The organism is Mucilaginibacter flavidus, assembly GCF_024055575.1.
GTDB classification, from domain to species: domain Bacteria; phylum Bacteroidota; class Bacteroidia; order Sphingobacteriales; family Sphingobacteriaceae; genus Mucilaginibacter; species Mucilaginibacter flavidus.
The window spans coordinates 128,210-155,184 of record NZ_JAMXOE010000002.1 but is presented as its reverse complement, the minus strand read 5'-3'; the positions used below and the strand labels follow the sequence as shown (position 1 = coordinate 155,184).

Annotated in this window: 28 protein-coding genes and 1 pseudogene; 27 read left to right on the top strand and 2 right to left on the bottom strand. The window is 43.7% G+C overall.

From position 1 onward, the window contains the following. Positions 1–2: 2 nt before the first annotated feature. The 5 genes from NAF19_RS05035 to NAF19_RS05015 all read left to right on the top strand — a co-directional run bounded on the left by NAF19_RS05035 (position 3) and on the right by NAF19_RS05015 (position 5,064). Positions 3–2,117 (top strand): peptidylprolyl isomerase, encoded by a 2,115-nt coding sequence (locus NAF19_RS05035; protein ID WP_256484223.1) that lies wholly within the window; start codon positions 3–5, stop codon positions 2,115–2,117. Positions 2,118–2,186: 69 nt separating this feature from the next. Continuing rightward, the gene (locus NAF19_RS05030; RefSeq protein WP_252788721.1) at positions 2,187–2,702 is read left to right on the top strand and encodes a DUF2480 family protein; all 516 of its coding nucleotides are present in this window, start codon (positions 2,187–2,189) and stop codon (positions 2,700–2,702) included. A 231-nt stretch (positions 2,703–2,933) separates the two neighbouring features. Beyond that, positions 2,934–3,719, top strand: a complete 786-nt coding sequence (locus NAF19_RS05025; RefSeq protein ID WP_252788720.1) for a DUF3108 domain-containing protein — start codon at positions 2,934–2,936, stop codon at positions 3,717–3,719. Continuing rightward, positions 3,716–4,279, top strand: a complete 564-nt coding sequence (locus NAF19_RS05020; protein WP_252788719.1) for a DUF3109 family protein — start codon at positions 3,716–3,718, stop codon at positions 4,277–4,279. The genes NAF19_RS05025 and NAF19_RS05020 overlap by 4 nt, the downstream gene beginning before the upstream one ends. Positions 4,280–4,506: 227 nt before the next feature. Next, on the top strand, positions 4,507–5,064 hold the full coding sequence (locus NAF19_RS05015; protein ID WP_252788718.1) for a hypothetical protein: 558 nt from the start codon (positions 4,507–4,509) through the stop codon (positions 5,062–5,064). Positions 5,065–5,124: 60 nt separating this feature from the next. Here the strand turns inward: NAF19_RS05015 and NAF19_RS05010 are convergent, their stop codons facing one another. Continuing rightward, the gene (locus NAF19_RS05010; protein ID WP_252788717.1) at positions 5,125–5,913 is read right to left on the bottom strand and encodes a hypothetical protein; all 789 of its coding nucleotides are present in this window, start codon (positions 5,911–5,913) and stop codon (positions 5,125–5,127) included. A gap of 557 nt (positions 5,914–6,470) precedes the next feature. Between NAF19_RS05010 and NAF19_RS05005 the strand changes: the two are divergent. Next, positions 6,471–6,962 (top strand): annotated as a pseudogene (locus NAF19_RS05005) (ABATE domain-containing protein); the annotation flags it as partial. Beyond that, positions 6,926–7,129 (top strand): CGNR zinc finger domain-containing protein, encoded by a 204-nt coding sequence (locus NAF19_RS30690; RefSeq protein WP_370362844.1) that lies wholly within the window; start codon positions 6,926–6,928, stop codon positions 7,127–7,129. The pseudogene NAF19_RS05005 and the gene NAF19_RS30690, both read left to right, overlap by 37 nt. A 135-nt stretch (positions 7,130–7,264) precedes the next feature. On the opposite strand, the gene metK is transcribed toward NAF19_RS30690, so the two are convergent. Further along, positions 7,265–8,515 (bottom strand): methionine adenosyltransferase, encoded by a 1,251-nt coding sequence (gene metK, locus NAF19_RS05000; RefSeq protein ID WP_252788715.1) that lies wholly within the window; start codon positions 8,513–8,515, stop codon positions 7,265–7,267. Positions 8,516–8,786: 271 nt separating this feature from the next. Between metK and NAF19_RS04995 the strand changes: the two genes are divergently transcribed. From NAF19_RS04995 to nuoH, 20 genes are all read left to right on the top strand, one after another. Then, entirely contained in the window at positions 8,787–9,671 is an 885-nt protein-coding gene (locus NAF19_RS04995; RefSeq protein ID WP_252788714.1) for a diacylglycerol/lipid kinase family protein, read from the top strand. A 113-nt stretch (positions 9,672–9,784) separates the two neighbouring features. Further along, positions 9,785–10,120, top strand: a complete 336-nt coding sequence (locus tag NAF19_RS04990; protein ID WP_252788713.1) for a translation initiation factor — start codon at positions 9,785–9,787, stop codon at positions 10,118–10,120. A 374-nt stretch (positions 10,121–10,494) separates the two neighbouring features. Further along, on the top strand, positions 10,495–10,947 hold the full coding sequence (gene tnpA, locus NAF19_RS04985) for an IS200/IS605 family transposase (protein WP_252788712.1): 453 nt from the start codon (positions 10,495–10,497) through the stop codon (positions 10,945–10,947). 747 nt (positions 10,948–11,694) lie between these two features. Continuing rightward, positions 11,695–13,299 carry a phosphoenolpyruvate carboxykinase (ATP) gene (gene pckA, locus NAF19_RS04980; RefSeq protein ID WP_252788711.1) on the top strand — a complete coding sequence of 535 codons (1,605 nt, stop codon included), beginning with the start codon at positions 11,695–11,697 and terminating at the stop codon, positions 13,297–13,299. A gap of 376 nt (positions 13,300–13,675) precedes the next feature. Next, the gene (locus NAF19_RS04975; RefSeq protein ID WP_252788710.1) at positions 13,676–14,506 is read left to right on the top strand and encodes a MotA/TolQ/ExbB proton channel family protein; all 831 of its coding nucleotides are present in this window, start codon (positions 13,676–13,678) and stop codon (positions 14,504–14,506) included. Between the two features lie 93 nt (positions 14,507–14,599). Next, entirely contained in the window at positions 14,600–15,223 is a 624-nt protein-coding gene (locus tag NAF19_RS04970) for an ExbD/TolR family protein (RefSeq protein ID WP_252788709.1), read from the top strand. Between the two features lie 3 nt (positions 15,224–15,226). Next, positions 15,227–15,766, top strand: coding sequence for an ExbD/TolR family protein (locus NAF19_RS04965; RefSeq protein WP_252788708.1), 540 nt, complete (start codon positions 15,227–15,229; stop codon positions 15,764–15,766). Positions 15,767–15,813: 47 nt separating this feature from the next. Continuing rightward, entirely contained in the window at positions 15,814–16,629 is an 816-nt protein-coding gene (locus NAF19_RS04960; protein ID WP_252788707.1) for an energy transducer TonB, read from the top strand. A 14-nt stretch (positions 16,630–16,643) separates the two neighbouring features. After that, positions 16,644–16,871: a hypothetical protein gene (locus NAF19_RS04955; RefSeq protein ID WP_252788706.1), complete on the top strand. Its 228-nt coding sequence runs from the start codon at positions 16,644–16,646 to the stop codon at positions 16,869–16,871. Further along, positions 16,861–17,769, top strand: coding sequence for a PstS family phosphate ABC transporter substrate-binding protein (locus NAF19_RS04950; protein ID WP_252788705.1), 909 nt, complete (start codon positions 16,861–16,863; stop codon positions 17,767–17,769). Before NAF19_RS04955 ends, NAF19_RS04950 begins: the two co-directional genes overlap by 11 nt. A 238-nt stretch (positions 17,770–18,007) precedes the next feature. Beyond that, positions 18,008–19,747: a tetratricopeptide repeat protein gene (locus NAF19_RS04945; RefSeq protein ID WP_252788704.1), complete on the top strand. Its 1,740-nt coding sequence runs from the start codon at positions 18,008–18,010 to the stop codon at positions 19,745–19,747. An 80-nt stretch (positions 19,748–19,827) separates the two neighbouring features. Beyond that, positions 19,828–20,199 carry an NADH-quinone oxidoreductase subunit A gene (locus tag NAF19_RS04940; RefSeq protein ID WP_252788703.1) on the top strand — a complete coding sequence of 124 codons (372 nt, stop codon included), beginning with the start codon at positions 19,828–19,830 and terminating at the stop codon, positions 20,197–20,199. Between the two features lie 275 nt (positions 20,200–20,474). After that, a complete protein-coding gene (locus NAF19_RS04935; RefSeq protein WP_252788702.1) occupies positions 20,475–21,017 on the top strand; it encodes an NADH-quinone oxidoreductase subunit B in 543 nt (180 codons plus the stop codon). Continuing rightward, positions 21,017–21,520, top strand: coding sequence for an NADH-quinone oxidoreductase subunit C (locus tag NAF19_RS04930; protein WP_252788701.1), 504 nt, complete (start codon positions 21,017–21,019; stop codon positions 21,518–21,520). The genes NAF19_RS04935 and NAF19_RS04930 overlap by 1 nt, the downstream gene beginning before the upstream one ends. 5 nt (positions 21,521–21,525) lie before the next feature. Continuing rightward, on the top strand, positions 21,526–22,737 hold the full coding sequence (locus tag NAF19_RS04925) for an NADH-quinone oxidoreductase subunit D (RefSeq protein ID WP_252788700.1): 1,212 nt from the start codon (positions 21,526–21,528) through the stop codon (positions 22,735–22,737). Further along, a complete protein-coding gene (locus tag NAF19_RS04920) occupies positions 22,730–23,254 on the top strand; it encodes an NADH-quinone oxidoreductase subunit NuoE family protein (RefSeq protein WP_252788699.1) in 525 nt (174 codons plus the stop codon). The genes NAF19_RS04925 and NAF19_RS04920 overlap by 8 nt, the downstream gene beginning before the upstream one ends. Position 23,255: 1 nt before the next feature. Then, a complete protein-coding gene (locus NAF19_RS04915) occupies positions 23,256–23,435 on the top strand; it encodes a hypothetical protein (RefSeq protein ID WP_252788698.1) in 180 nt (59 codons plus the stop codon). Positions 23,436–23,442: 7 nt separating this feature from the next. Continuing rightward, a complete protein-coding gene (gene nuoF, locus NAF19_RS04910) occupies positions 23,443–24,807 on the top strand; it encodes an NADH-quinone oxidoreductase subunit NuoF (RefSeq protein ID WP_252788697.1) in 1,365 nt (454 codons plus the stop codon). 133 nt (positions 24,808–24,940) lie between these two features. Next, positions 24,941–25,936, top strand: a complete 996-nt coding sequence (locus NAF19_RS04905; RefSeq protein WP_370362843.1) for an NADH-quinone oxidoreductase subunit G — start codon at positions 24,941–24,943, stop codon at positions 25,934–25,936. Next, positions 25,936–26,964, top strand: coding sequence for an NADH-quinone oxidoreductase subunit NuoH (nuoH, locus tag NAF19_RS04900; RefSeq protein WP_252788695.1), 1,029 nt, complete (start codon positions 25,936–25,938; stop codon positions 26,962–26,964). Before NAF19_RS04905 ends, nuoH begins: the two co-directional genes overlap by 1 nt. The last annotated feature ends 11 nt before the right edge of the window (positions 26,965–26,975 follow it).

Genomic DNA, 26,975 nt, shown 5'->3' with positions numbered 1-26,975 from the left:
TTATGGGTATTATGGGTTTTTTGCGGGAACGAATGGGGAAGATTCTCGCATTTTTTATTGGATTTGCATTACTTGCATTTATCATCGGTGAAGTTGCCAGGTCGGGCGGGTCGTTTTTCCGCGACGACAGGAACAAGCTGGGCGAAGTAGGTGGCGAAAAGGTTGAGTATGATAAATTTAACAAGTTGTTTGAACAGAACAGCCAACAGTTTAAACAGCAATCGCAACAAGCTAACTTAACGCCGCAGTTTACTGCTTACATACAGGAAAATACCTGGAACAATATGATAAGCCAGATGATACTTACAAAAGAAGTTGAAAAGCTGGGCTTGGTGGTAGGCGATGACGAAGTTAACTCGATGGTTAACGGCACCAATCCCGACCCGCAGATTGTGCAGGCTTTCGGCAACCCGCAAACCGGCAAAGTTGATGTTGCTAAATTTAACCAGTTTAAGCAAAACGTGCAGGCCTCAAAAGCCGACGACCCGGTTAGGGCACAATGGGATGCTTTTATCGACGGACTTGGCAAAAACAAGCTGAACGAAAAATACCAGGCAATTGTAACAAACGGCCTTTACATTAACTCGCTTGAAGCAAAAGAAGATTATACCGCTAAAAACAAGCTGGCTAATTTTAAATACGTAACGCTTGACTACGCATCGGTACCTGACAACAAAGTTACCATTACTGATGCCGACTACCAGGCTTACTATGATGAGCATAAAAACCAGTTTAAAGCGCCTCAGGAAACCAGGACTTTTGATTACGTGAGTTTCAATGCAGCAGCTTCAAAAGCCGACTCGGCCGCTACCAAAACCCAAGCCGAAAAGATGGCGGCTGACTTTAAAGCATCAACCAACGATTCGCTTTTTGTGCAGATAAATTCTGAAACAAAAGTTCCGCTTGCTTATTTACACAAAGGTAAAGGGCTCGATCCAAAATTGGATTCGGTAATGTTTACCGCTTCAAATGGTTTTATGGTTGGTCCGTACCTTAGCAATGGCAGCTATAAAATAGCCAAACTTGTTGATTCGCGCGTTGAGCCCGACTCAATAAAGGCACGCCATATATTAATCGACCCATCGGGCATGGGGCTTGAAAAAGCCAAGGCTAAAGCCGATTCGATTAAAAAACTGGTTGACGGCGGAAAATCATTTGCTGAGATCTCAGCTCAATATGCTACAGGCAAAGTTCCTACTATAAAAGCTGAAGATTTAGGCACGTTCGGCCGCGGCAGAATGGTTCCCGAATTTGATAATCCGGTATTTACCTTCAAAAAAGGCGATGTAAAAGTGATCATAACGCCTCAATTTGGCGTTCACATTGTACAAATTGAAGATACAAAAGGCTCATCGAAAGTGGTTAAAGTTGCGCTTGTTGACGTTCCGTTAAAAGCCAGCAGTACTACACAAACTGAAGTTTACAGCAAGGCGCAGCGCTTTTTAGGTAATTTAACCAAGGAGAATTTTGCCGCTGAAGCTAAAAAAGAAGGCCTGGCAACAAAAACTGCTGCTGATGTAAACGGTGTTGCAGGCTCGATACAAGGTGTTGAAAGCGCCCGTGATATTGTAAAATGGGCTTTTACTGCCGAGAAGGGCGACTTTTCGGATAAGGTTTACATCACAGGTAACCAGTACATTGTAGCCCACCTGGTAAGTATTAAACCACAGGGCCAGCTATCGCTCGATGATGTGAAAAAACAAATTGAGCCGATGGTTAAAAACAAGGTAAAAGGCAAATTATTGGCTGATAAGCTGCAGGCTGCGTTAAACGGCTCAACTACTATCGACCAGGTTGCTCAAAAAGCAGGTGTAAAAGTAAATCCTATCCAAAACATAGTGTTTGCTAATCCGATAATTCCGGGTTCATCAGCTGAGTATAAAGTTATCGGTACGGTTTTTGGTTCAAAACCAAACAAACTATCAAAACCGATAGAAGGACAACAAGGTGTGTTTGTGTTTACACTTGACAGCTTTGTTAACCCTGCCGCTGTTACCAACACGGTTAGAGAAAAAGAACAACTGGGCCAGGCCTTGCTGCAGCGCTCACGTTCACTGATATTTGATGCCCTGAAAGATAAGGCGAATGTAAAAGATTACAGAGCTAAGTTTTTATAGCAAATTTAAAGGTAATTTTGTATCCGGGATGGCGTTACAGCTACTCCCGGATTTTTTTTGTTTACAGTTATGGAAATACAGGAAAATTTTGTGAATAAGGTAGCGCAGAGCGGCCTGGTTACTTTGGATCCTGCGGCCTTTTATCCTGAAGGCGATAGGGTTGTTTATGATATAAAGGATAACCTTTTCATGGAGCTGATATTAAAGGAAAAGGATTTCAGGGAGTTTGTGAAAGGCCATGACTGGGCGCAGTACGACGGTAAATTTGTTGCCGTGACCTGCACAGCCGATGCCATTGTGCCGGCCTGGGCCTACATGCTGTTGGCAAACCGGCTGGCGCCCTACGCAAAGGAAGTAGTTTTTGGCGATGGAGATGTATTGGAAACAGTGCTGTTTGTAAAAAGCTTAGCCAAACTTGATGTTGAACAATATCGCGATCAGCGTATAGTAATTAAAGGCTGCGGAGATATCCCGGTACCCGTTTCTGCCTACGTTGAGTTAACCAAAAAGCTTACCCCGGTTGTAAAAAGCCTGATGTTTGGCGAACCTTGCTCGACTGTACCTATTTATAAGAAAAGGGATTGAGATTGTAGAGACGCGATGCTTCGCGTCTCCCGCTGATAGGTAGTCAATAATGATCTGCCTATCAGTTGTATTAGACGCGAACCATCGCGTCTCTACAAGAATTCATATTTATCAGCCTAATGTCATCATCCAAAATAATAATTTACTATCATAGCAGTTTATAGTCAGAGTCTTAACAAAACAAATAATATTAAATTCGCTTTAAAAGACAACAGACTAATAGCCATACAGATGACCAAATACTTTCTGCTCGCGTTCTTTCTCGTAACCATTGGGGCCAAATTATCCGCACAGGAGATGAATTACCTGGGCGAACCTTCATTTAAGGTGGGCGAGGAGCTTGACTATAAATTAAAATACGGTTTCTTCACAGCGGCCGAGGCTACCATCAGGGTTGGCGAAAGCGACAAAAAATTTGACGACAAGCCTGCTTATCATATTGTGGCCGATGCAAAAACCGCCGGCACTTTTGACATTTTTTACAAAGTGCGCAACCGCTACGAAACTTACGTTGACCAAAAAACACTTGAACCATACTTTTATACCGAAAACCGCAAGGAGGCCAGTTACAGGCATAGCGACAATGTTACGTACGACCATACCACTGATAAAATAACTGCTGCCAAAGGCGTTTACCCTATGAAAGGAAAAACGTTCGACTTTTTGTCGGCTTATTATTTTGCCCGGAGTGTTGATATCTCCAAACTGAAGATTGGCGATAAATTTAACCTGCAGTACTTCCTGGAGGATGGCGTGCACTCTATGGAAATTACTTATGCAGGTAAAGAAAAGATGGAATGTTCTGTCGGTACCTTTAATTGTTTAAAATTTAACCCCACAATTATCCCGGGGCGTGTGTTTAGAAAAAGCAGTAAGCTATATTTGTGGATTACCGACGATAAAAACCGGATACCTGTAAAGGCGCACGTTGAGTTGGTAGTAGGCAGTATAACAATGGATTTAACCGGCGCTAAAAATTTAAAGTACGCGCTGAATCCACTAAAAAAACAAGAATGATAGAGGTTGGCAACGTTTTAGTACACGAGGATGTAGTAAAAGAGAATTTTGTTTGCAATTTAAACAAGTGTAAAGGCGCATGCTGCCTTGAAGGCGACTCGGGTGCACCCCTGAATGCCGATGAACTGGATTTACTGGATGAAATTTACCCAAAGGTAAAACCGTTTATGAACGCCAAAGGCATAGCCACGGTTGAAACTGTGGGCACCTACGTTACCGATTTTGAAGGCGATTACACCACACCCTGTGTTGACGTAAACAAAGAGTGCGCCTACGTGATATTTGAAAACGGTATCACCAAATGTGCCATTGAAAAAGCATACGAGCACGGCGCCATTAGCTGGAAAAAACCAATATCGTGTCACCTGTACCCCATCCGCATAATCAAGTATCCCGAATTTGACGTATTAAACTACGACCGCTGGAGCATTTGCAGCCCGGCCTGCTCATTTGGGAACGAGCTAAAAGTACGTGTACACGAGTTTCTGAAAGCCCCGCTAATCCGCAAATATGGCGCTGATTGGTACCAGGAGCTGGAAGATACTGTGGCGGGGATATAGTTATTCCGTTTCTGTCTTTCGCAGATTAAAGTTAATCCATCAAACCTAATCAGGGAATTATAATCGTTATTTATCGTAGGGGCGTATTGCATACGCCCCTACATTAACCATGTACGCATTTTATCGGTTAACCTAAATCTGCAAGAGATGACGACGGGCGAGGAAAGCCCCTTGGATAGCAATAAAACATTTAAATTTATTCCCCATATTTAGAAAAAAATTTACAAATGGAAACTCCTTATGGCGGACGTGCCAGTATCATTGAAAACTTTGACGGCATTGAAATTATAGTCCCGGCGAAGAGAAATACATTTGTAATAATTTTTTTCTCGATTTGGTTGTGTATTTGGACGGTTAGCGAATTTTCCACACTGAATACGTTTATCATCGGCCGCAATTCCTCGCGCGACATTTTTAGCATAGTGTGGCTGTGCGGATGGACATTGGGCGGCCTTATAGCTTTCAGGGCGCTTTTTTGGACAATTACGGGAAAGGAAATTATTAAAGTTGGGCAAGGTGCGCTTACTATTAACAAACGCGGCGCGCTACTTTATAAAGCGAAAAGTTATGATTTAAGGGAGGCTAAAAACTTTCGTGCCTGGCAGGAGTATGCACCACGCGGTCCTTTTGGTAACACAGGGTCGAACAATGCTTTCAATATAGCAAACAACGGCACAATAAGGTTCGACTACGGTATGCAGACCATAAAATTTGCAGATGGCCTGGATGAAGCCGAGGCCAATTTTATATTGCAGAAATTACGCGATAAAAAGTATATCAGTTAATCCCACTATCTCCACAGGCTACGCTACGGAGATAGTAAGATCGACCGTTTTAACGCGTAATTATTTCTCAGCCGGCATAGCATTCAGCAAAATATATTCGCGCTCGCTGGCGGTAAAGTGCAGGCTGTCGGTTGTTAAGATAACAGGGCGGGTAACCAAAAGCTCATCAGCCATTACTATACCGTTTTTAAAGGTGGTGTAGCCCGTCCAGGTGGCAGTGCCGGGGGTGATGTTCATTTTAACCTTTTTGCCGTCTTTAAGGGTCACTTCTATCTCGTTGCGATCGTTATCAAAAAAGCCTTCGCTGGTGCCATCCCGTTTCAGGGTAATGGTGTTGTGGTTTGCATCGATAGCTACAACACTAATGGTTTGTTTTCCGGGGCCGCCAAGTTCCCATGGCACGGTAATATCGGCCGCCCAGGTATCGCCTTCCTTTAAGGTTGCAGGCGCATTGCCCCATACCAGGCTGCTGTACAAAAGGCCGCTGGCGCTGGTATTGGTAAATTCCTTGCCCTCGTAGGTGCCCTTACCGTCGAGCCCTATCTGTGATACGCCGTTGCCAGCCGGGCGACCATCGTACAAATCGGTTTCGTTGAATTTTGGTTTGGTGGGATTATCGTCAAGCACCTCGTAATAGCTGGTGCCGCTAACGCGGAATACCAGGGGCGCAAAATCGTCGCCTGCAAAAGCAATAGCGCGGCTGTAGATATTGGCCAGTTTTTCGCCTTTTTTAAGCGTGAGAGCAAAGAATGCCGATGAATTGTTTTTTTTAGCCGACGGCTGGGCATTTACCCGGAAGCTGCCAATGCCGGTAACGAGTAAGGATACTATAAATAATTTAGCTTTCATGTTTTGTGTTTTATTGATAAAATCTAAATATGAAAAGCCACTGAGCTATCCGGAAATTTTTTCAATAAATGGGTTAGTGTTTTAAACGGATGGGGGAAAGTTGGAAGTGGTGTAATGGTTGTAAATCAAAAAACACAGATAAGTTTGCTAATTATATTAGTTTAATTTATTATATTTGTGCTACGCTGAAATTATTTCTTCAGCCAGCCTTTGCGCCGCTTTCTGCGGTTGATGTTGAGAAGGCTAATCCAACAAAATTTATAAAAACTGCCGCCATATTTTTTCTCTAAAATATTTTTCGGCAAAAAAGTTCTTTAAAAAGCACCAATTGAGCATTAAAAATGCCTGATTTTCGGCCATAGAGAGTACCAGCCGCTATTTTTGTACCGAATGACCTAAATGGTTTTTGCCCGTTTAATCGCAATTTTTCACACGACCAAAACGCATTTAGCCAGTTTATCGCTTTTTTTTCGCACGACCAAAACGACTTTAGCCCGTTTTTAGGGTGCTTTTTCACACAACCAAAACCTTCTTTTTTCATAGAAAACTTAAATATCATGTATAAATCACTAAAAAACCGGTACCGGCCCGAGCGCCAATGGCCTTGCAATGCGGCCGATCCATTCCCGATTGAGGGAGACCACCCAATGCTGCAATTTATAAATACGTACCGCAATCGCGGCGGTGTACATCGTAAAGAGTATATTGAAAACTATGCCGATTTTTTAACCTGGTGCCACGAGTTTGGTATTATGACGCTGGAGGAGTACAACACCCTGATATTGGAAGGCAACTGCTACCAGGATGAGGCTTGTTTCGTATGGCAACGGGCCATCAAACTACGTGAGAAGGTATATGAATATATAAATTGTAACATGCGCGACAAACCGGTGCACGAAGACGTCGCCGACTTTTTAAATGAAACAATAGCAAAAGCCAACAGCCACCTGCGGTTTGAACTCGTCGACAACAGGTTGCAGGTGATGTGGTACAATACGCACGAGGAACTGGCATGGCCGTTGTGGGTGTTGGCAAAACGGGGGATAGCGCTATTGCAATCGGAAGAATTTGGGTATATAAAAACTGCAGCTGCGGTAAGTTCTATCTTGATACTACCCGGAATAAAAACCGGCGCTGGTGCAACCCGCTGATTTGTGGGAATTCGGTCCGGTCGAAAAAATATTACGCGACGAGGAAGGGGATGGCGGCGGCGTGAGAGCGGCTATGTGTTGCCAATTTGTTCTGAAAGCCTGAAGCTTTCACTATGCCGCACCACAGCGCAAAAAAATGTGCTGATCCGAAGACCTTAATCTTCAAATCAGCACATCATCAAATTTTCAAATCGAAAATCTTACAGCCCGAACGCTGCTTTCACCTTATCCACATAATCCAATTTCTCCCAGGTAAACAGCTCAACTTCGCGTTTAAGCTCTTTGCCGTCGTGGCCTATGAATGATTTGGTTACTATTTCGTTAGGGCGACCGAAATGGCCATAAGCAGCGGTTTCGCTGTATATGGGGTTACGCAGTTTGAAACGGGTTTCAATTGCGTAAGGGGTCATGTTAAAAATGGCTTCAACCTTTTTGGCAATTTCACCATCGTGCAGGCCAACTTTGCCGGTGCCGTAGGTGTTTACGTAAATACCCATTGGCTGGGCAACGCCGATTGCGTAAGATACCTGTACCAGCACTTCGTCGGCAACGCCGGCTGCTACCAGGTTTTTGGCAATGTGGCGGGTTGCATAAGCTGCAGAACGGTCGACTTTTGAAGGGTCTTTACCTGAAAATGCACCACCACCGTGTGCACCTTTGCCTCCGTAGGTATCCACAATGATTTTACGGCCGGTTAAGCCGGTATCGCCATGCGGACCGCCGATAACAAACTTGCCGGTAGGGTTAATGTGGTATTTAATGCCGTCACCAAAAAAGTGGGCGTATTTTTCGTACTTGGCCTTAACACGCGGGATAAGGATGCTGATGATATCGCTGCTGATTTTTTCAAGCATAGCTTTCTCTTCGTCGAAATCATCGTGCTGCGTTGAAATAACGATAGCATCAATGCGGATAGGCTGGTTATTGTCATCATACTCCAGCGTTACCTGCGATTTTGCATCGGGGCGCAAATACTTGATATCGGTATTTTCGCGGCGGATAGCGGCAAGTTCAATTAACAAAGCGTGGGCAATATCCAATGCCAAAGGCATGTAGTTGTCGGTCTCTTTGGTCGCATAGCCAAACATCATGCCCTGGTCGCCTGCGCCCTGCTCTTCTTTAGCAGTACGGTCGACACCCTGGTTAATATCCGGCGATTGCTCGTGGATAGCCGAAAGTACGCCGCACGAGCTGCCATCAAACATGTACTCGCCTTTGGTGTAGCCAATTTTGTTGATTACCTCGCGGGCAATTTTTTGTACATCAAGATATGCTTTTGATTTTACCTCGCCGGCTAAAAAAACCTGGCCGGTAGTAACTAAAGTTTCGCATGCCACCTTTGAGTCGGGGTCGAATGCTAAAAAATGGTCAATCAAAGCATCCGATATCTGGTCGGCAACTTTATCCGGGTGTCCTTCTGATACGGACTCTGATGTAAATAGATATGACATAGATTTTTATGTATAATTATATTCTGCGTAGAGACGCAATATTTTGCGTCTCGGATTATGTTATCGAAATAAAAAGATTTAAAGGATTGAAGTAAAAAGAAGCAAGGTATTAGCACTTTTTTACGTGGTTGCAATCCGGTAGGCCCCGCCGTTCAGAATGAACAATTGACAGGGACAAGCAATTAAATCAGTCCACTTTCCGGGTGCGAAATTAAAACAATTTTTACAAAGCCGAAAATACATTTACTTTTGCCGCAATAATCATATTTATTTGGAACGGAAAGCGTTATTTATTATAAACCCAATATCTGGCGGGAAGAAAAAGGACGGCGTTCCGGAACTCATCGACAAACACCTGGATAAAAGCCTGGTTAAACCAGTAATTGTTTTTACCGATGGTGTGGCGCATGCCAAACAAATAGCACACGAAGCCGCGGGCAAGTTTGAAATGGTGGTGGCCGTTGGCGGCGATGGTACGGTAAACGAGGTAGCGTCGGCAATTGTGGGGAGTGATACCGCATTGGGGATAGTGCCTTTTGGCTCAGGCAATGGCCTTGCCCGTTTTTTGGGTATCCCGATGGATACCGCAAAAGCCATTGAAACACTGAGCACCGGCAAATGGATAACTATGGATTCGGGCCGGGTGAACGGACAGCCATTTTTTAATATGGCGGGCATGGGTTTCGACGCACATATCAGCGAGGTTTTTTCGCATAACAAAAAGCGCGGTTTTATTACTTATATCAAATCCTCGATAAAGGAAGTCATTAGCTATAAAGCCCAGATATACAACATCAACATTGATGGTAAGGATTATGAGCGCGAGGCATTTATGCTAAGCTTTGCCAATTCGTCGCAATATGGTAACGACGCACACATATCGCCCACTGCATCGGTTCAGGACGGTTTACTGGATATTTGCGTAATAAAACCATTCCCGCTGTGGCGCTTTTTTGAAATGGGCATACGCATGATGCGCAAAACCACCGATAAAACAAAATACGTGGAGATAATTAAGGGCCAGCGTATATTGGTAAAACGCAGCGAGCCAGGCCCGCTGCACCTTGATGGTGAACCGCAAATGGCCGGTACGGATGCTGAAATTGTGCTGGTGCCGCATTCGCTGAAGGTGATTGTAGGGAAAGATTTTAAATGAAACGACGTAGAGACGCGATGCTTCGCGTCTCCAACTTGACAGGCTGCCGCAATGCAAATTTGTCACTTGGCAGCGGGAGACGCAAAATATTGCGTCTCTACAAAACAACAACCATGGCTAAACATAAATTTACCGGCATAATGTACTCCACCGATCCTGATTTTGCATACCAGCAGGAGGGGGGCGAATCCGCACAGGCGTTACCGCCGCAACAGCAAAATCTTAAAATATATCTCGACCGCAAAGGCGGTGGCAAGCTGGTTACCCGCATAACTGGTTTTGTTGGTCCCGATGCAGATTTGGAAGTCATCGGAAAAAAGCTGAAATCAAAATGCGGCGTAGGCGGCTCCGTAAAGGATGGGGAGATATTAATACAAGGCGATTTCAGGGATAAGATTTTGACCATGCTTACTACGGATGGATTTAAAGCGAAAAAAGCCGGCGGATAATTTTTTTCGCGTAGGGGCGTATTGCATACACCCTGTTCCTGCGGACATTACGGTTGATAGGTTCCGGTAAATACCTTTCCTTCAAATCGCGAAAAAAGGCCGCTTATACCGTAGGCCTGCGACCTGCGCTGACGGATGCCGCCCTTTGGGGCTGGTGGATTTATCTTTCTAACAAATTTCGGACACCAATTATATTTAAAAGGGTAATGCATCATTTTTAAATAGAAGAATACTCTCCAAAGCCCCAACGGGGCGAAATTCATCAGCACAGGTCGCAGGCCTGTGCCAAACAAGAGAATAACCTGTGTAATTGTAATAGTTAAAGATTAAATTAGCTACACTAATTATCATATCGCCAATCTCAACACATTGCCATGCCACAATCCCTCGTAAAAAACTATATGCATATCGTGTTCAGCACAAAAAACCGTGAATCGCTAATTCATCAACCATATGAAGACGAGTTGCATAATTACTTAGCCATGCTTTGCCAAAAGCAGGAGTGTTTACCAATAAAAATTGGTGGATATACCAACCATGTTCACATCCTGTGTATGCTATCCGGGAAAATAGCACTCATGACGCTTGTTGAAAAAGTAAAGGCATCATCGTCTGGGTGGATGAAAAACCGCGATCAATCACTGTCGAACTTTTATTGGCAAAACGGTTACGGTGGGTTTTCGGTTAGTCCAAATGATGTTGATTCGGTTATCAGTTATATTTCTAATCAGCATGCGCATCACAATGGTATTCTTTTTCAGGATGAACATCGGAAAATGCTTAACGACCATGCGGCAGAATATGACGAACGGTACGTGTGGGATTGATGGCGTTATCTGCCGTTTCGCACAGGCCTGCGACCTGTGCTGGCGACGGGCGCCCCTTTGGGGCTGGGAGACTTGTCTTCAATTTTAGTCTTTGTAGATTTGATAATATCTTGCTATCCTGGATTTTGCATGAAAAAAAATCTAAAAAGCCCCAACGGGGCGAAATTCATCAGCACAGGTCGCATGCCTGTGCCAAAAAAACTGCGACCTGTGCTGGCGACTGGCGCCCCTTTGGGGCTGAGAGACTTGTCTTCAATTTTAGTCTTTGTAGATTTGATAATATCTTGCTGTCCTGGATTTTGCATGAAAGAAAATCTAAAAAGCCCCAACGGGGCGAAATTCATCAGCACAGGTCGCATGCCTGTGCCAAAAAACTGCGGCCTGTGCTGGCGAAGGGCGCCCCTTTGGGGCTGAGAGACTTGTCTTCAATTTTAGTCTTTGTAGATTTGATAATATCTTGCTGTCCTGGATTTTGCATGAAAGAAAATCTAAAAAGCCCCAACGGGGCGAAATTCATCAGCACAGGTCGCAGGCCTGTGCCAAAAAAACGTCCAAAAATTCCAAAATTTGTCCCTGTAAATTCTACACTTAGTGTATTGAATTGAAAATTTTATTTTTAATTAAACATTTGATAATTAGTTATTTAAATACTGTGTAAAATATACATTATGTAAATAAATACTCAGATTTTCTTGCTTGGTAGCCGTTAAAACCGGTAATTTTGCATAAACCAATTTTACACTTTTAATGAGAATAAGTGCTGCCAATTTACCTGATTTGAGCTACCTGCAGCTTAATCGGGCTAGGAATGTTTTTTACCAGTTAACGCCTGCCGAACTTGTTGAGGCAGCTTTGCAAAGAAATGAGGGCGTTTTGGCCGACACCGGAGCCCTTGCCATTGATACCGGCGAATTTACAGGGCGCTCGCCTAAGGACCGCTTCATCGTGGATGACGATATTACCCGCAACAACGTTTGGTGGGGCAAGGTAAACCTTAAATTTGATGCTGCCCGGTTTGATGCCCTGTTGCAGAAAGTAACCGATTACCTGGCGGATAAAGACATTTTTGTGCGAGACAGCAGCGCCTGTGCCAACGAGAAATACCGTATGGACATCCGTGTGGTTACCGAAACGGCCTACCAGAGCCTGTTTGTACACCACCTGTTTTTACGCCCCGAAGTTATTGACACCGGGTTTATGCCCGAGTGGACAATAATTGCCGCTCCCGGCTTTAAAGCCGATCCGGAAGCTGACGGGACCCGGCAGCACAATTTCTCTATCATCAACTTTACTAAAAAAATGATACTGATAGGTGGCTCGGGCTATACCGGCGAGATTAAGAAAGGCATTTTTTCGGTGCTGAACTTTATTTTGCCGCACGACGAAAAGGTGCTGTCGATGCATTGCTCGGCAAATACGGGTGCGAAAGGCGATACTGCGATATTTTTTGGCCTATCGGGCACTGGTAAAACCACCCTCTCGGCCGACCCTGAACGTAATTTAATAGGTGATGATGAACACGGCTGGAGCGATTACACCGTTTTTAACTTTGAAGGCGGCTGCTACGCCAAATGTGTTGACCTTACCGCCGAGAAGGAGCCGCAGATATTTAATGCCATAAAGTTTGGCGCACTGCTCGAGAATATAAATTTTGTAAAAGGTACGCGCACGGTTGATTTTTCGAATATCGACAAAACTGAAAACACTCGGGTGGCATATCCCATACATAATATATGCAACGCGGTTACTCCATCAATAGCGGATGCGCCAAAAAATATTTTCTTTTTAACTGCCGATGCGTTTGGCATATTGCCCCCGGTATCGCGGTTAACTCCGGAACAGGCGATGTACCACTTTATTTCGGGCTATACGGCTAAAGTTGCCGGTACCGAAGCAGGGGTAACCGAGCCAAAGGCAACCTTTTCGGCCTGCTTTGGAGAAGCTTTTTTGCCATTGAACCCTGTAACCTATGCCGAACTGCTGGGCGCCAAAATAAAAAAGCACAACGTTAAAGTATGGCTGATAAATACCGGCTGGACAGGCGGCGCCTATGGCGTTGGCAAGCGGATGCAACTTAAATATACCCGTGCCATGATATCGGCCGCCTTAAATGGAGGACTCGATAATGTAAAGTATGCGGAGCATCCGGTTTTTAACCTGCAAATGCCGCTTCATTGCCCCGATGTGCCTGATAACCTGCTCGATCCGCGTAACACCTGGGCCAACCGCGATGCTTACGATGAAAAGGCAAATGACCTGGCTATATTATTCATAAAGAATTTTGAGCAATATGCCCCGTATTGTAATTCCGCAATAATTAGCGCCGCGCCGAATGTGGTTGTTACAACCTGAGCTAATTTATTGGCAATGTGAGTCTAAAGCCTAAAGTCTGCCGTAATATAATGCCGGGCCGACTTTAGGCTTTTAAACTAAGAATTTAGGACATAATGCCCGGTAACATAATTTTTATACATTATTGTTTGCTATTATTAAAAAAAATGGGTTTTATTGCAGAATATTATTTGTTCAAAACACAATTTTTAATTTTTGTCGTTATGTATTAACCGATTATTCATAACAGGTAAAGCACAAATTAAATTTTGTTAAAGAATAGCATAAAATATTTTTTTATTTCATTTAAATTCTATTTTTGTTATTCACTTTACAATGTTGCATTTAACAAACTTATATCCATAAACTAAAAACTAAAAACTAAAACTAAAAAGTAATGGCAAACGCACCAACAAAACCAACTAGTCCTGTTAAAAAAGAAAGCTCAAGTTCATCAGGCATGTTTGCAACTTTAACTATCCCGATTTGTATCGTGGTTGCAATTTTGATCTTCAAATTCATTTTAGGCGACTCTAGCCACTATGCTGACGGCGACGTAGAAAAAGGCCTTCCGGATTTCTTCGGACAAATTCACAGAGGTGGTAACCTGGTACCGGTAATTATGTCGTACCTGTTAATGGTTATCGTGTTCTCAATCGAGCGTTTTGTTGTTATCGGTAAAGCTTCGGGAACCGGCAACGTTGATGCTTTTGTACGTAAAGTAACTGCTGCCCTTAATGCAGGCAACATTGATGGTGCTGTACAGGAGTGCGACAAACAAAAAGGTTCGGTTGCTAACGTGATCAAATCAGGTTTGAAAAAATACAAAGAAATGGAAGCTGATCCTAACCTGACCGTTGACCAGAAATCATTAGCTATCCAGAAAGACATTGAAGAAGCGACTGCTTTGGAAATGCCGATGCTTGAGCAAAACTTAACCATTATAGCAACCCTTGTATCAATCGGTACACTATCGGGTTTGTTAGGTACAGTATTCGGTATGATCAAGGCCTTCGGCGAGTTGGCTGCTGCCGGTGCAACTAACCAAACTGCACTATCTGCATCAATTTCTGAAGCATTGGTTAACACCGCGTTAGGTATCAGTACATCAGCGTTATCAATTATCATGTATAACGTGTTTACATCAAAAATTGACAACCTTACTTATGCTATTGACGAAACTGGTTTTAGCATAGTTCAAACATTTGCTGCATCACACAATAAATAAACAACACGCTGTTGCTTAGTTTTACCCCGGGCGCCAAAAGCGGCCGGGGATAGTATAATCAATTTATACACTTACACTAAAAAAATTAAAATTATGCCCAGAGTAAAAGTTGCCCGAAAAAGCACGGCAATAGATATGACAGCCATGTGTGATGTGGCTTTCCTATTGCTCACCTTTTTCATATTAACGGCAAAACCAAAGGTTGAGGACCCTTCAAAAGCTGAAGTCCCGCCCTCATCCAAAGAAGTAACGATACCGGATGATAACGTTTTAACGATATCGATAGGTAAGGGAGGTAAAATATTCCTCGGATTTAGCGGTAACGATGTACGCACAGAAACGCTGAAAACAATGGGTGATCAAGTCGGTGTTTCATTCACCCCCGCAGAGTTAAACAAATTTGCAAACACCGAAATTTTCGGTGTGCCAATGAAGCAAATGAAGCAGTTTTTAAATACGCCTTCGGACCAGATGAAAAATTTTGAGCAGACCGGTATTCCTGCGGACACTACGATAAACAATGAGTTATCCAACTGGATTATTACTGCACGCAAGGCCAACAGGGGTATACACAGTAAAGATTACAACATAGCCATAAAGGGTGACCGTTTGGAACAGTACCCGTCGGTTAATACGGTTATAACTGTGTTAGGACACCAGAAACTTTTTAAATTTGATTTAATTACGACGCTTAAAGCGGCACCTAAAAGACACTAGAAAATGGCAGAATTAGATACCTCCGGCGGGGGTAAGCATAAAGGCGGGAAGGTAAGAAGCAAAAAGGCATCAACGCGCGTGGATTTAACCGCGATGGTGGATCTGGCTTTCTTACTGATCACATTCTTTATGTTTACCACTACGCTTAACAAGCCAAAGGCGATGAATTTGGCAATGCCAGATAACTCGGTTATTAAAAACCAGTTACCTGTTGCCGAATCACGTACGATGACTATTTTGTTAGGCGCCCACAATAAAGTTGAATGGTACATGGGCTTACCGGGAAAATCAGCACCTACAGTTGATGGATACGGCCCTAATGGCTTGCGCAAAGCCTTAATTGATAACGGAAACCAGGTTGCTTCAACACACGCAGCGCCTGATAATTTTATGATTGTTTTGATTAAGCCAAGCGACAAATCAACTTACGAAAACCTGGTGGCTACGCTCGACGAAATGAGCATAACCGCTGTGAAATCATACGCTATTGTTAAGATATTACCAATAGAGGTTGATGCACTTAAATCACAGGGAAATTACTAGTAATAAATGTATTACTTGAACGTTAATTAATATTAAAGCCAAAAAAAATGTTTGGATCGAAATTAGACATATTAGACCAGAAATGGATTGATACTGTTTTTACAGATCGCAACAAAGCTTATGGTGCATACGAACTAAGGAAAGACAATGGTAGAAATACCGGTAAAGCTTTAATTATTGGTATCATCGTGTTTGTTGTGGCTATATCTGCAAATACAATTATCGACATGATCTCCGGCTTTATACCAAAGGGTAAAGAGAAGATCAAGATTACCAACGTGGTGCTTTCGCCACCGCCAGTGGATTTGAAAAAACCACCTCCGCCACCTCCGCCTGAGCCGCCTAAACCAAAGGTTGACCAGGTTAAATTCCCGCCTCCGATTGTAAAACCTGACGTTGAAGTAAAAGAAAAACCACCTACAATTGAAGAATTGAAGGTTGCCGACCCTGGCCAGAAGAACCTGAAAGGCGACAAAAACGCCGATGTGGTTATTGACGAGCCTGTTGGTACGTCTGATACCAAAGTAACAGAGGAAGACCCTAATAAGATCTTTACCTCGGTTGAGCAGGTTCCGGTGTTCCCGGGTGGTATGGAGAAGTTTTATGCTTACCTGCAGAAAACTATGAGATACCCGGCAGTAGCAAGAGAAAACGGTACACAAGGTAAAGTTATAGTAAGCTTTGTTTGCGAGCGCGATGGCTCATTGACTGATATACACGTAACCCGTGGTATTGGCGATGGTTGCGATGAGGAAGCTGCCCGCGTAATTAAAGCTTCACCAAAATGGAGCCCAGGTATTCAAAACGGACGTCCGGTTCGTGTTGCTTACAGCGTGCCAATTTCGTTTGCACTTTCTGAATAAAAAATAAGTATTAGATGTTATTTAACAATAACGAGCAAAAATCGCCCGCAAGGCGGTTTTTGCTTATTTTAGGCGTGTTGGGGTTTGTTTGTGTAATAACATTAGCCATGATGGTGATGTTTTGGGACGCCATGTTACCCAATCTATCCAAAACACAACGCATAGTTTTCGGCCTGGTACTGGTAGGCTACGGAGTTTTACGTTTTTCGCGTTTGATAAAAAAGAAGCCCGATGAAATATAGTTTCAAAATTATAACCGCCGGCGCTGCATGGCTTGCCCTGTTTGCAAGCTGCGAACACAAGGTTAAAACTGTTAGCGGTGTTGACCGCTCAAAGATATTTGTGGTTGATGAATCGTTAAAGCCGATTGTTGACCAGGAACTTTACGTTTATGGCGCGCTTTACAAAGATGGCCACCCAAAGGTTATTTATGCACCCGAGAACAACGCCGTAAATATGTTATTTGCCGACAGTGCAAGGGTGCTTTTGATGTCGCGTGAGATGACTGCTGAAGAAAACAAGGTACTTAAATCAAAAAATATAAGCCCGATTGTTAACTGTTTTGCTATCGACGCAATCGCATTGATTGTTAACCAGGCCTCCAACGATACCACTATTACCGTAAGCGAGATAAAAAAGATGCTTACCGGGGATACTAAAACCGATAAAGACATCGTTTTTGATAACCCGAACTCTGGTTTGGTACGTTATTTAAAAGAATTTTCGGGTACTAAGGAATTTAAACAGAAAAATATTTACTCGCTAAAATCAAATAAGGAAGTAGTACAATACGTTAGCACGCACCCAAATGCTATAGGTATTACCGGTTTTAGTTGGCTCAATGACCCTGAGAAAGACTACGAAGACGCAGTGAATAAGGTTAAAATTGTATGGGTGAAGGATGACAGCAAGCCTTCGGGCCAATACTTTTTGCCTTCGCAGGAGTCCCTTGCATTGAAACAATACCCGCTTACCCGTAAATTATATATTTTAAATTTCACGGGTAAAATGGGATTAGGTATGGAATTTGCAGCGTTTATTGCCGGCGACCGCGGGCAGCGCATTATTCTTAAATCGGGACTTTTACCGTTTGATATTCCCGGCAGGGAGGTCAACATAGTGAAAAAAATAGTACAATGATATAATATTGTACAAACTTGTTTAAACTTGTTTGTTGATTTTTAGTCAAAAATTTATATTATTGTAAATGCAACATTGCTGTAGCAAGCTTACGTAACTAACTAAATCACGCTTTAAGGCGTGGCAAGCTATAAATAACTAAAATAAATTATTAATCCGGTGGGATATTTATGACGGCTTTATTTTAAATTAGCTGTTCATTTTAAATACCACTGTCTTTAAAAAAATTTAACGCAAAATGAAAATGATCAGTAAGATAGCCGGAGCAGGGCTGGGTTTGATGTTTTTGGGGTCATCGGTATTTGCACAGAGTTTAGCCGATGCAAAAAAGGCTATCGATGCCGAGCAGTATCAGAAAGCAAAATCTATGCTTAAAAACCTGACAACCACACAGGCCGACAAAGACGAAAACTACTTTTACCTGGGTTGGGTATACATTAAGCAGGACTATGCCGACTCGGCAAAGGCCATATTTAACAAAGGTTTAGCCATAAACTCGAAATCGCCATTAAACATGGTTGGTATTGGTGCCGTGGCCCACATCGAAAAAGACAATGCAACAGCTACCAATAACTTTAACCAGGCTATTGCCGTAGCAGGTAAAAACAGCAAGCCATATTTATACATTGGCCTAAGCTATTTATTACCGGTTAATGGCAGCAGTAAAGGAATTAACGGGTCGAAAATTACACCTGCAGATGCTGACGCAGCTATTGCTGTTTTAACCAAAGGCAAAGCGGTTAATCCGAAAGATGCCGAGATACTGATCGCTATGGGCGATGCATATCGTTCGCAATTGAAAAGCAATGATGCTTATACCAGCTATAGCGGTGCATTGGCGATGGAGAAATCGGCTGCTGCAAACGTGGCACTGGGCGTGTTATGGCAATATGCTGATAACTTTGACGGATCGAAAGACCAGTTTAAAGCTGCTTTAGCTATCGACCCTAACTACGGTCCCGCTTACCGCGAATGGGCTGAAACCGATTTACGTGAGTCGCCAAAAGACCCAACGAAATACGATGCGTTGGTAAAAGATGCGGCTGAGCAATACAAAAAATACATCAGCCTTACTGATTACTCGGTTGAATCGCAGATGCGTTATGCTGACTTTTTGGTACGAACAAAAGATTACGTGCAATTGCAGAAAGTTGCTACTGATTTATCTGCATCAGCGAAAAGTAATTTAAGAGCTTACCGTTATTTGGGTTACGCGGCTTTTGAAAATAAGGATTATCCTGCTGCTGAGTCGGCATTGACGAAATGGATAAAAGAAGCTGATGCAAAACGTTTGCTTCCAAATGATTATTTGTATTTAGGGCGTTCACAAATATTACAGAAAAAAGATTCTGTAGGCGTTCAAACGTTGCGCACTGCTTTAACTGTCGATACCAGTAACGTGGATATTTATGGTGAAATTGGCACCACTTTGTATAATTTGCACAATTATGCAGACGCAGCCCAAGCCTTAAAGACATTTACTGAAAGATCAAGAAACGCGCAACTTAACGACCACTTCAAAGAAGCTTTCAGTTATTACCAGGTTTACAAAAGCCAGCTTATTAAACAGCAGACAGATAAAACTATAAAGCCTGATACAACAATTCTTGCCAAAGCTGACACTGCGTTTAGTTATGTTGAACGTAAACTAGGTGCAAAGCCTAATGCGCAAATTTTATATTTCCATGCCAATGTTAAAGACTTTGAAGATGGCGATAGAAATAATATTAAAGGTTTAGCTAAGCCGTTTTTTGAGCAGTATGTTCAGTTAATTACTGCAAAAACGACGCCGCTTAAGGATGATGAAAAAACATCTATGGGTGTTGCGCTTGCTTACTTAGGTAATTACGCTGAAAATAAAGAAAAGGACTCTGCCAAGGCGCTTGATTTATATACGAAGGCACAAACATTTGACCCTGAAAACCCTCAGGTAAAATATTACTTTGCTACCAAGAAAACCGGTGGTAAAAGCAAATAAGTAATTATTAAAAAATAAAAGAAAGCCTTCCGATTTACCGGGAGGCTTTTTTATTATATAACCATTTGTATATTTGCAGCATGGAAGTACAAAGTTTGCCCGTTAATTATTTGCCCATCATTTTTCAAATGCTGGTAGCTTTAGGTTTTGTGGTTACCACCATGTTTGTAACCCATAAAATTGGCCCAAAACGGGCTACCAAGGATAAGCTTACCCCGTTTGAGTCGGGTATAGAGGTTATTGGTAACGCACGCACGCCAATTTCAATTAAATATTTCCTGGTGGCTATCCTGTTTGTGCTGTTTGATGTGGAAGTAATATTTATGTACCCCTGGGCAGTAAATTTTAAAGATCTTGGCAAAACTGGCATGATAGAGATGTTTATCTTTATGGGTACGCTGCTATTGGGCTTTTTCTACGTTATAAAAAAAGGCGCGCTGGATTGGGATTAAGTCGGAAGTCTGAAGTCAGAAAAGACCGAAAGTCAGAAAGACTGAAAGATAGAGCAGAGTTAGTTATAGAGTTGTTGCTATCAATGACCAATGACTATTTGGAATAATTCTAAATATATTCACCTTATTGCATAGTGTATCTCTTACATTATAAATTGTTGTAAATTTGTCAAACTTTTTTACCGGCAGTATACAATCTGTTATAAGCTCACAAGCGTTGCAATAGGTTTGAAATTACGGAGTAAAAATGGAAGGGTTTTTGTATCAAATACATCATGAGTGATATTCAATTAGTTGATGCCCCCGCAGGCGTAGAAGGTGCAGGTTTTTTTGCCACCTCGCTTGATAAAGCAATAGGTTTAGCGCGTTCAAATTCATTATGGCCACTGCCGTTTGCCACTTCGTGCTGCGGCATTGAATTTATGGCCACCATGGCTTCGCACTATGACCTTTCTCGTTTCGGCGCCGAGCGTTTGAGCTTCTCGCCACGCCAGGCCGACCTGCTGATGGTTATGGGCACGATATCGAAAAAAATGGGCCCTGTGTTAAGGCAGGTATATTTGCAGATGGCCGAGCCCCGTTGGGTAATGGCTGTTGGCGCCTGTGCATCAAGCGGTGGTATTTTTGATACCTATTCGGTTTTGCAGGGTATTGATGAGGTGATCCCGGTTGACGTTTACGTGCCCGGCTGCCCGCCTCGTCCTGAGGCTATTATTGATGGCTTTATGGCAATCCAGAAACTGGTACAAACCGAAACACTGCGCCGCAGAAATGAGCCGCAATACCAAAAACTATTAGCTTCATACGGAATACAATAATGGGCAAATTTTCAAACGAAGAGCTTTTAAATAAATTAAACGCGGAGTTCCCGGAACAGCTTACTGTAGTTGGTGAACCTTTTGGTTTGCTTACCCTGGAAACCGGCAAAGACAACATTATTGCCATTTTATCTTATTTAAAAAATGACGCTGCTCTTCAGTTTATATACTTAACTGATATAACCGCTATCCACTATCCGGAGCAGGAAAAGCAAATAGGCGTAATATACCATTTGCACAGCCTGGTTAACAATGTACGTATCCGTCTTAAGGTATTCATGACCGATGGCGATGTGCACATGCCAACGGCTACCGAACTTTGGAATGGTGCCAACTGGATGGAACGCGAAACTTATGACTTTTTTGGGGTTATATTTGACGGCCATCCTGATTTACGCAGGATATTGAATGTTGACGACATGACGGCTTTCCCGATGCGAAAAGAATTTCCGCTGGAAGACCCGAACCGTGTTGATAAGAAAGATTACTTTTTTGGAAGATAACAGAGATGCAAAACCATCCGGTATATACAGATAACGACCCGCAAAATGAGCTGTCGACCCTGAATTTGGGGCCAACGCACCCGGCAACACATGGTGTTTTCCAGAATGTGCTGCAGTTGGATGGCGAGCGCATTGTTAGCGGCGTATCAACCATAGGCTACATACACCGCGCCTTCGAAAAAATTGCCGAACACAGGCCCTTTTACCAGATAACCCCGCTAACCGACAGGCTCAACTACTGCTCATCCCCCATAAACAATATGGGTTGGCACATGACAGTTGAAAAACTGTTGGGTATCGAGATGCCAAAACGTGTGGATTACCTGCGCGTTATTGTAATGGAGCTGGCCCGTATAAGCGACCACATTGTTTGCAACGGCGTATTGGGTGTTGATACCGGCGCTTTCACGGGTTTCCTGTATATGATGGAGCACCGTGAAGCTATTTATGAAATTTATGAAGAAGTTTGCGGCTCGCGCTTAACAACCAATATTGGTCGTATAGGCGGGTTCGAACGGAACTTTAATACTATTGCATTTGACAAGCTGCGCAAGTTTTTAAAGACATTCCCTAAAACATTAAAAGAGTTCGAGTCACTGTTTAACCGTAACAGGATATTCGTTGATCGTACCCGTGACGTAGCTGCGGTTACTGCCGAAGAAGCGTTAAGCTACAGCTGGAGCGGCCCGATACTGCGTGCAACAGGTGTCGATTACGACGTGAGGGCCATGAACCCTTACTCGTCATACGAAGATTTTGAATTTGAAGTACCCGTTGGTACCAATGGCGATGTTTACAACCGCTTTTTGGTGCGTAACGAAGAGATGTGGCAAAGTCTGCGCATAATTGAGCAGGCCCTGGCTAAGCTCGAAAAAGAGCCAACAGATATTTTCCACGCCGATGTACCTGATTTTTACCTTCCGCCAAAAGAGGAAGTTTACAATAACATGGAAGCCCTTATTTATCACTTTAAGATAGTGATGGGCGAGGTGCCGACCCCAACTACCGAGGTTTATCATTCGGTTGAGGGCGCAAATGGCGAACTGGGCTTCTATTTGGTGAATGATGGAGGCAGGTCGCCTTACAGGCTGCATTTCCGCAGGCCAAGCTTTATCAATTACCAGATGTACGCGCCAATGAGCCGGGGGATGTTATTGAGTGATGCAATTATTAACATGAGTAGTTTAAACGTTATAGCCGGAGAGTTAGATGCTTAGAGTTGACGAACAACAGCAGGAGGTTACCTTTAGCCCAGAGCTGGTAAAACAGTTTGATGATATAGTAAGCCGCTATCCCGCAGGAAAGCAGAAATCGGCATTGTTACCTATTTTGCACCTTGTGCAAGCCGAATATGGCTGGCTAAGCTCAAAGGCGATGGATAAGGTAGCCGAATACCTGAAAATACAGGATATTGAGGTTTACGAAGTGGCCACTTTTTACAGCATGTATTTTATGCGCCCGCAGGGCAAATACGTGCTGGAGGTTTGCCGCACCGGACCATGCGGCATTGTAGGCGCCGAAAAAATAATGGACCATATTGAACAAACACTGGGTGTAAAAGAAGGTGAAGTTACCTCTGACGGCCTGTTTAGCTGGCGCGGTGTGGAATGCCTTGCCGCCTGCGGTTACGGACCGGTGTTACAAATAGGGCCCGAATACACTTTTTATGAAAATTTAACCAACCAGTCGGTTGACGCGTTAATTGCAGATTTAAAAGTTAAGGCACGTAATTAAAATGAACAAAGTTTTATTAATAACGGATTTATTATTTGTTGCCACCGTAACTGTTATAGGATATAACAACGATGGGTTCGACAAAACTCCGGTATTATTAAAAATCCTGGTGGGGGCGGCCTTTGCAAGCTGCATCATCAGGCATATAAATTTTTACAGGCATACCAAAAGGATATATTAAGCAGTAGATGGCACGCAAATTACTTTTAACGAATATAAACGTACCGGGCATCAACACTTTTGATGTTTATCGTGCAAACGGCGGCTATGCTTCGGTTGAAAAGGCTTTGAAAACAATGTCGCCCGACGAGATTGTTGAAGAAGTTAAGAAATCGGGCTTGCGTGGTCGTGGCGGTGCAGGTTTCCCAACCGGGATGAAGTGGAGCTTTTTGGCCAAGCCCGAAGGAGTTGCCCGTTACCTGGTTTGCAACGCCGATGAGTCGGAGCCCGGAACTTTTAAGGACCGTTACCTGATGACTTACATACCTCACTTACTAATTGAGGGGATGATAGTTGCCAGCTTTGCGTTGGGTGCAAAAACATCATACATATACGTTCGCGGCGAAATGATGCCGCAGATACGGATACTTGAAAAGGCCATTGCCGAAGCAAAAAACAAAGGATTTTTAGGAAAGAACATATTAGGAACAGGTTACGACCTGGAGCTTTATGTACAACCCGGCGGCGGCGCTTACATCTGCGGCGAAGAAACCGCATTGCTGGAGTCGTTGGAAGGTAAACGCGGTAACCCGCGCATAAAACCGCCATTCCCGGCTATTGCAGGTTTATACGGCTGCCCTACGGTGGTAAACAACGTAGAGTCGATTGCAGCTGTTGTGCCTATCATTAATGAAGGCGGCGAAGAGTATGCTAAAATAGGCATAGGTCGCAGCACAGGTACTAAGCTGATTTCGGCTGGTGGTAATGTAAAGAACCCTGGTGTTTACGAAATTGACCTTGGTTTGCCGGTTGAAGAATTTTTATACAGCGATGAATATTGCGGTGGCATAGCAAATGGTAAACGTTTAAAAGCGGTTGTAGCAGGCGGTTCGTCAGTACCAATTTTACCAGCCAATTTGTTTTTAAAGACAATAAACAACGAACCCCGCCTGATGAGCTATGAATCATTAGCCGATGGGGGATTTGTTAGCGGCACCATGCTTGGTTCAGGTGGCTTTATAGCTTACGACGAGGACCAATGTATTGTGCGCAACACCTGGAACTTCACCCGTTTTTACCACCACGAAAGCTGCGGACAATGTTCGCCATGTCGCGAGGGTACAGGCTGGATGGAGAAGGTATTGCACCGTTTGGAGCATGGTCATGGCAAATTGAGCGATATGGACCTTTTGGTTGATGTATCGAAAAAGATTGAAGGTAACACCATTTGTCCGCTGGGCGACGCAGCAGCATGGCCGGTGGCCAGTGCGATACGCCATTTCAGGGATGAGTTTGAATGGCACGTAACCAATGGCGCCGAAGCGGTAACAAGGAATTTCGGACTGGCACATTATGCTGATCCGTTGCCAAAGAAGGAAGAGACGGTGGCGTAGGCCACCGCTTGTCATTGCGAGGAACGAAGCAATCGCGAACTGTACAGGGCGGGTAGCTAAGGCAGCAACTGATACAGAATGAACAATTAAGGATGCAAATCCTAAAATATAAAAGGACGTTATATAAATGTCAATGAAAGTAACAATAGATGGCATTGCCATTGATGTAGAACCGGGAACAACCATACTTAATGCCGCGAGGCAGATAGGTGGCGATATCGTTCCGCCTGCTATGTGCTATTATTCTAAGCTGAAGGACAGCGGTGGTAAATGCCGTACCTGTTTGGTTAAGGTAAGCAAAGGCTCTGAAAAAGACCCTCGCCCTATGCCTAAGCTGGTTGCATCATGCCGTACTACGGTAATGGACGGTATGGAAGTACAAAACATTACCTCGCCCGAAGTACTTGAGGCACGCAAAGGTATCGTTGAAATGTTGCTGGTTAACCACCCGCTTGATTGCCCGATTTGCGACCAGGCCGGTGAATGCGATTTGCAAAACCTTAGCTACGGGCATGGTGTGGCCAAAACCCGCTATGAGTTTGACCGCCGTACATTTGAGAAAATTGATATAGGCGATAAGATACAACTACACATGACGCGCTGCATTCTGTGCTACCGCTGCGTATTTACAGCCGACCAGATTACCGACCATCGCATACATGGTATATTAAACCGCGGTGACCATTCGGAGATATCTACTTACATACAAGCCGCTGTTGACAACGATTTTTCAGGAAATGTAATTGATGTGTGCCCTGTAGGTGCGCTTACCGATAGAACCTTCCGCTTTAAAAACCGCGTTTGGTTTACCAAGCCTGTTGATGCCCACCGCGATTGCGACCATCCGGGCTGTAATGGTAAGGTAACGCTGTGGTACAAAGGCGAAGAGGTATTACGCGTAACCGCACGCAAGGATCAGTATGGCGAGGTTGAAGAATTTATTTGCAATACCTGTCGCTTTGATAAAAAGAAAACCTCTGATTGGGTGATTGACGGCCCGCGCCACATATCTAATAAATCGGTTATCAACGCCAATCATTACGATTTTGTACCACTGCCGGTTGTGAAGACAAACCCGGTACTAATTGAGGCGAATAAAGAACAATTTGAACGAGACACACGCTTATAATGGGACTAGCAGATATAGTAATTAAATTGGTACTGATAGTGATTATTTTCCTTATCAGTTTGGTTATTGCCATGTATTCTACCTATGCCGAACGCAAAATAGCGGCGTTTTTCCAGGATAGGATAGGCCCTAACCGTGCAGGCCCATGGGGTATCTTACAGCCACTGGCCGATGGTGGCAAAATGTTTTTAAAAGAAGAAATTATCCCAACCAATGCCAGCCCGTTCCTGTTTATAGCAGGCCCATCGCTGGCGATCCTGACGGCTTGTATAGGTTCCGCAGTAATCCCCTGGGGGCAAACGGTGACCATGGGCGGCCACACATTCGATTTACAGGTAACTGATATAAACGTAGGTATTCTGTACATTTTCGGCGTTGTATCGCTGGGTGTATATGGTGTAATGATAGGCGGCTGGGCGTCAAACAATAAATATTCGTTGTTGGGTGCTATCCGCGCTGCATCGCAAAACATCAGCTACGAAATTTCGATGGGCCTTTCTATCATCGCGTTGCTGATGGTAACCGGCACATTAAGCCTTAAAGAAATTGCAGAACATCAACACGGCTGGCACTGGAATGTACTTTACCAACCAGTTGGCTTTATACTGTTTATAGTGTGTGCCTTTGCCGAAACCAACCGTACGCCGTTTGACTTACCCGAGTGCGAAACAGAGCTGGTAGGCGGTTATCACACCGAGTATTCATCAATGAAGCTGGGTTTTTACCTGTTTGCCGAGTATATCAACATGTTTATTTCATCGGCGGTAATGGCTACCTTGTATTGGGGCGGCTATAACTACCCGGGAATGGATTGGGTGCTGGCACATACCGGCCCGACGATCGGTCCGCTGATTGGTACCGCGGTGTTATTCGCCAAGATATTTTTGTTTATTTTCTTTTTTATGTGGGTAAGGTGGACTATCCCCCGTTTCCGGTACGATCAGTTGATGGATTTGGGCTGGAAAGTGCTTATACCACTGGCAATTGCCAATATTATTGTTACCGGGTTATGGATAACATTTTTTTAATTGAACGCAGA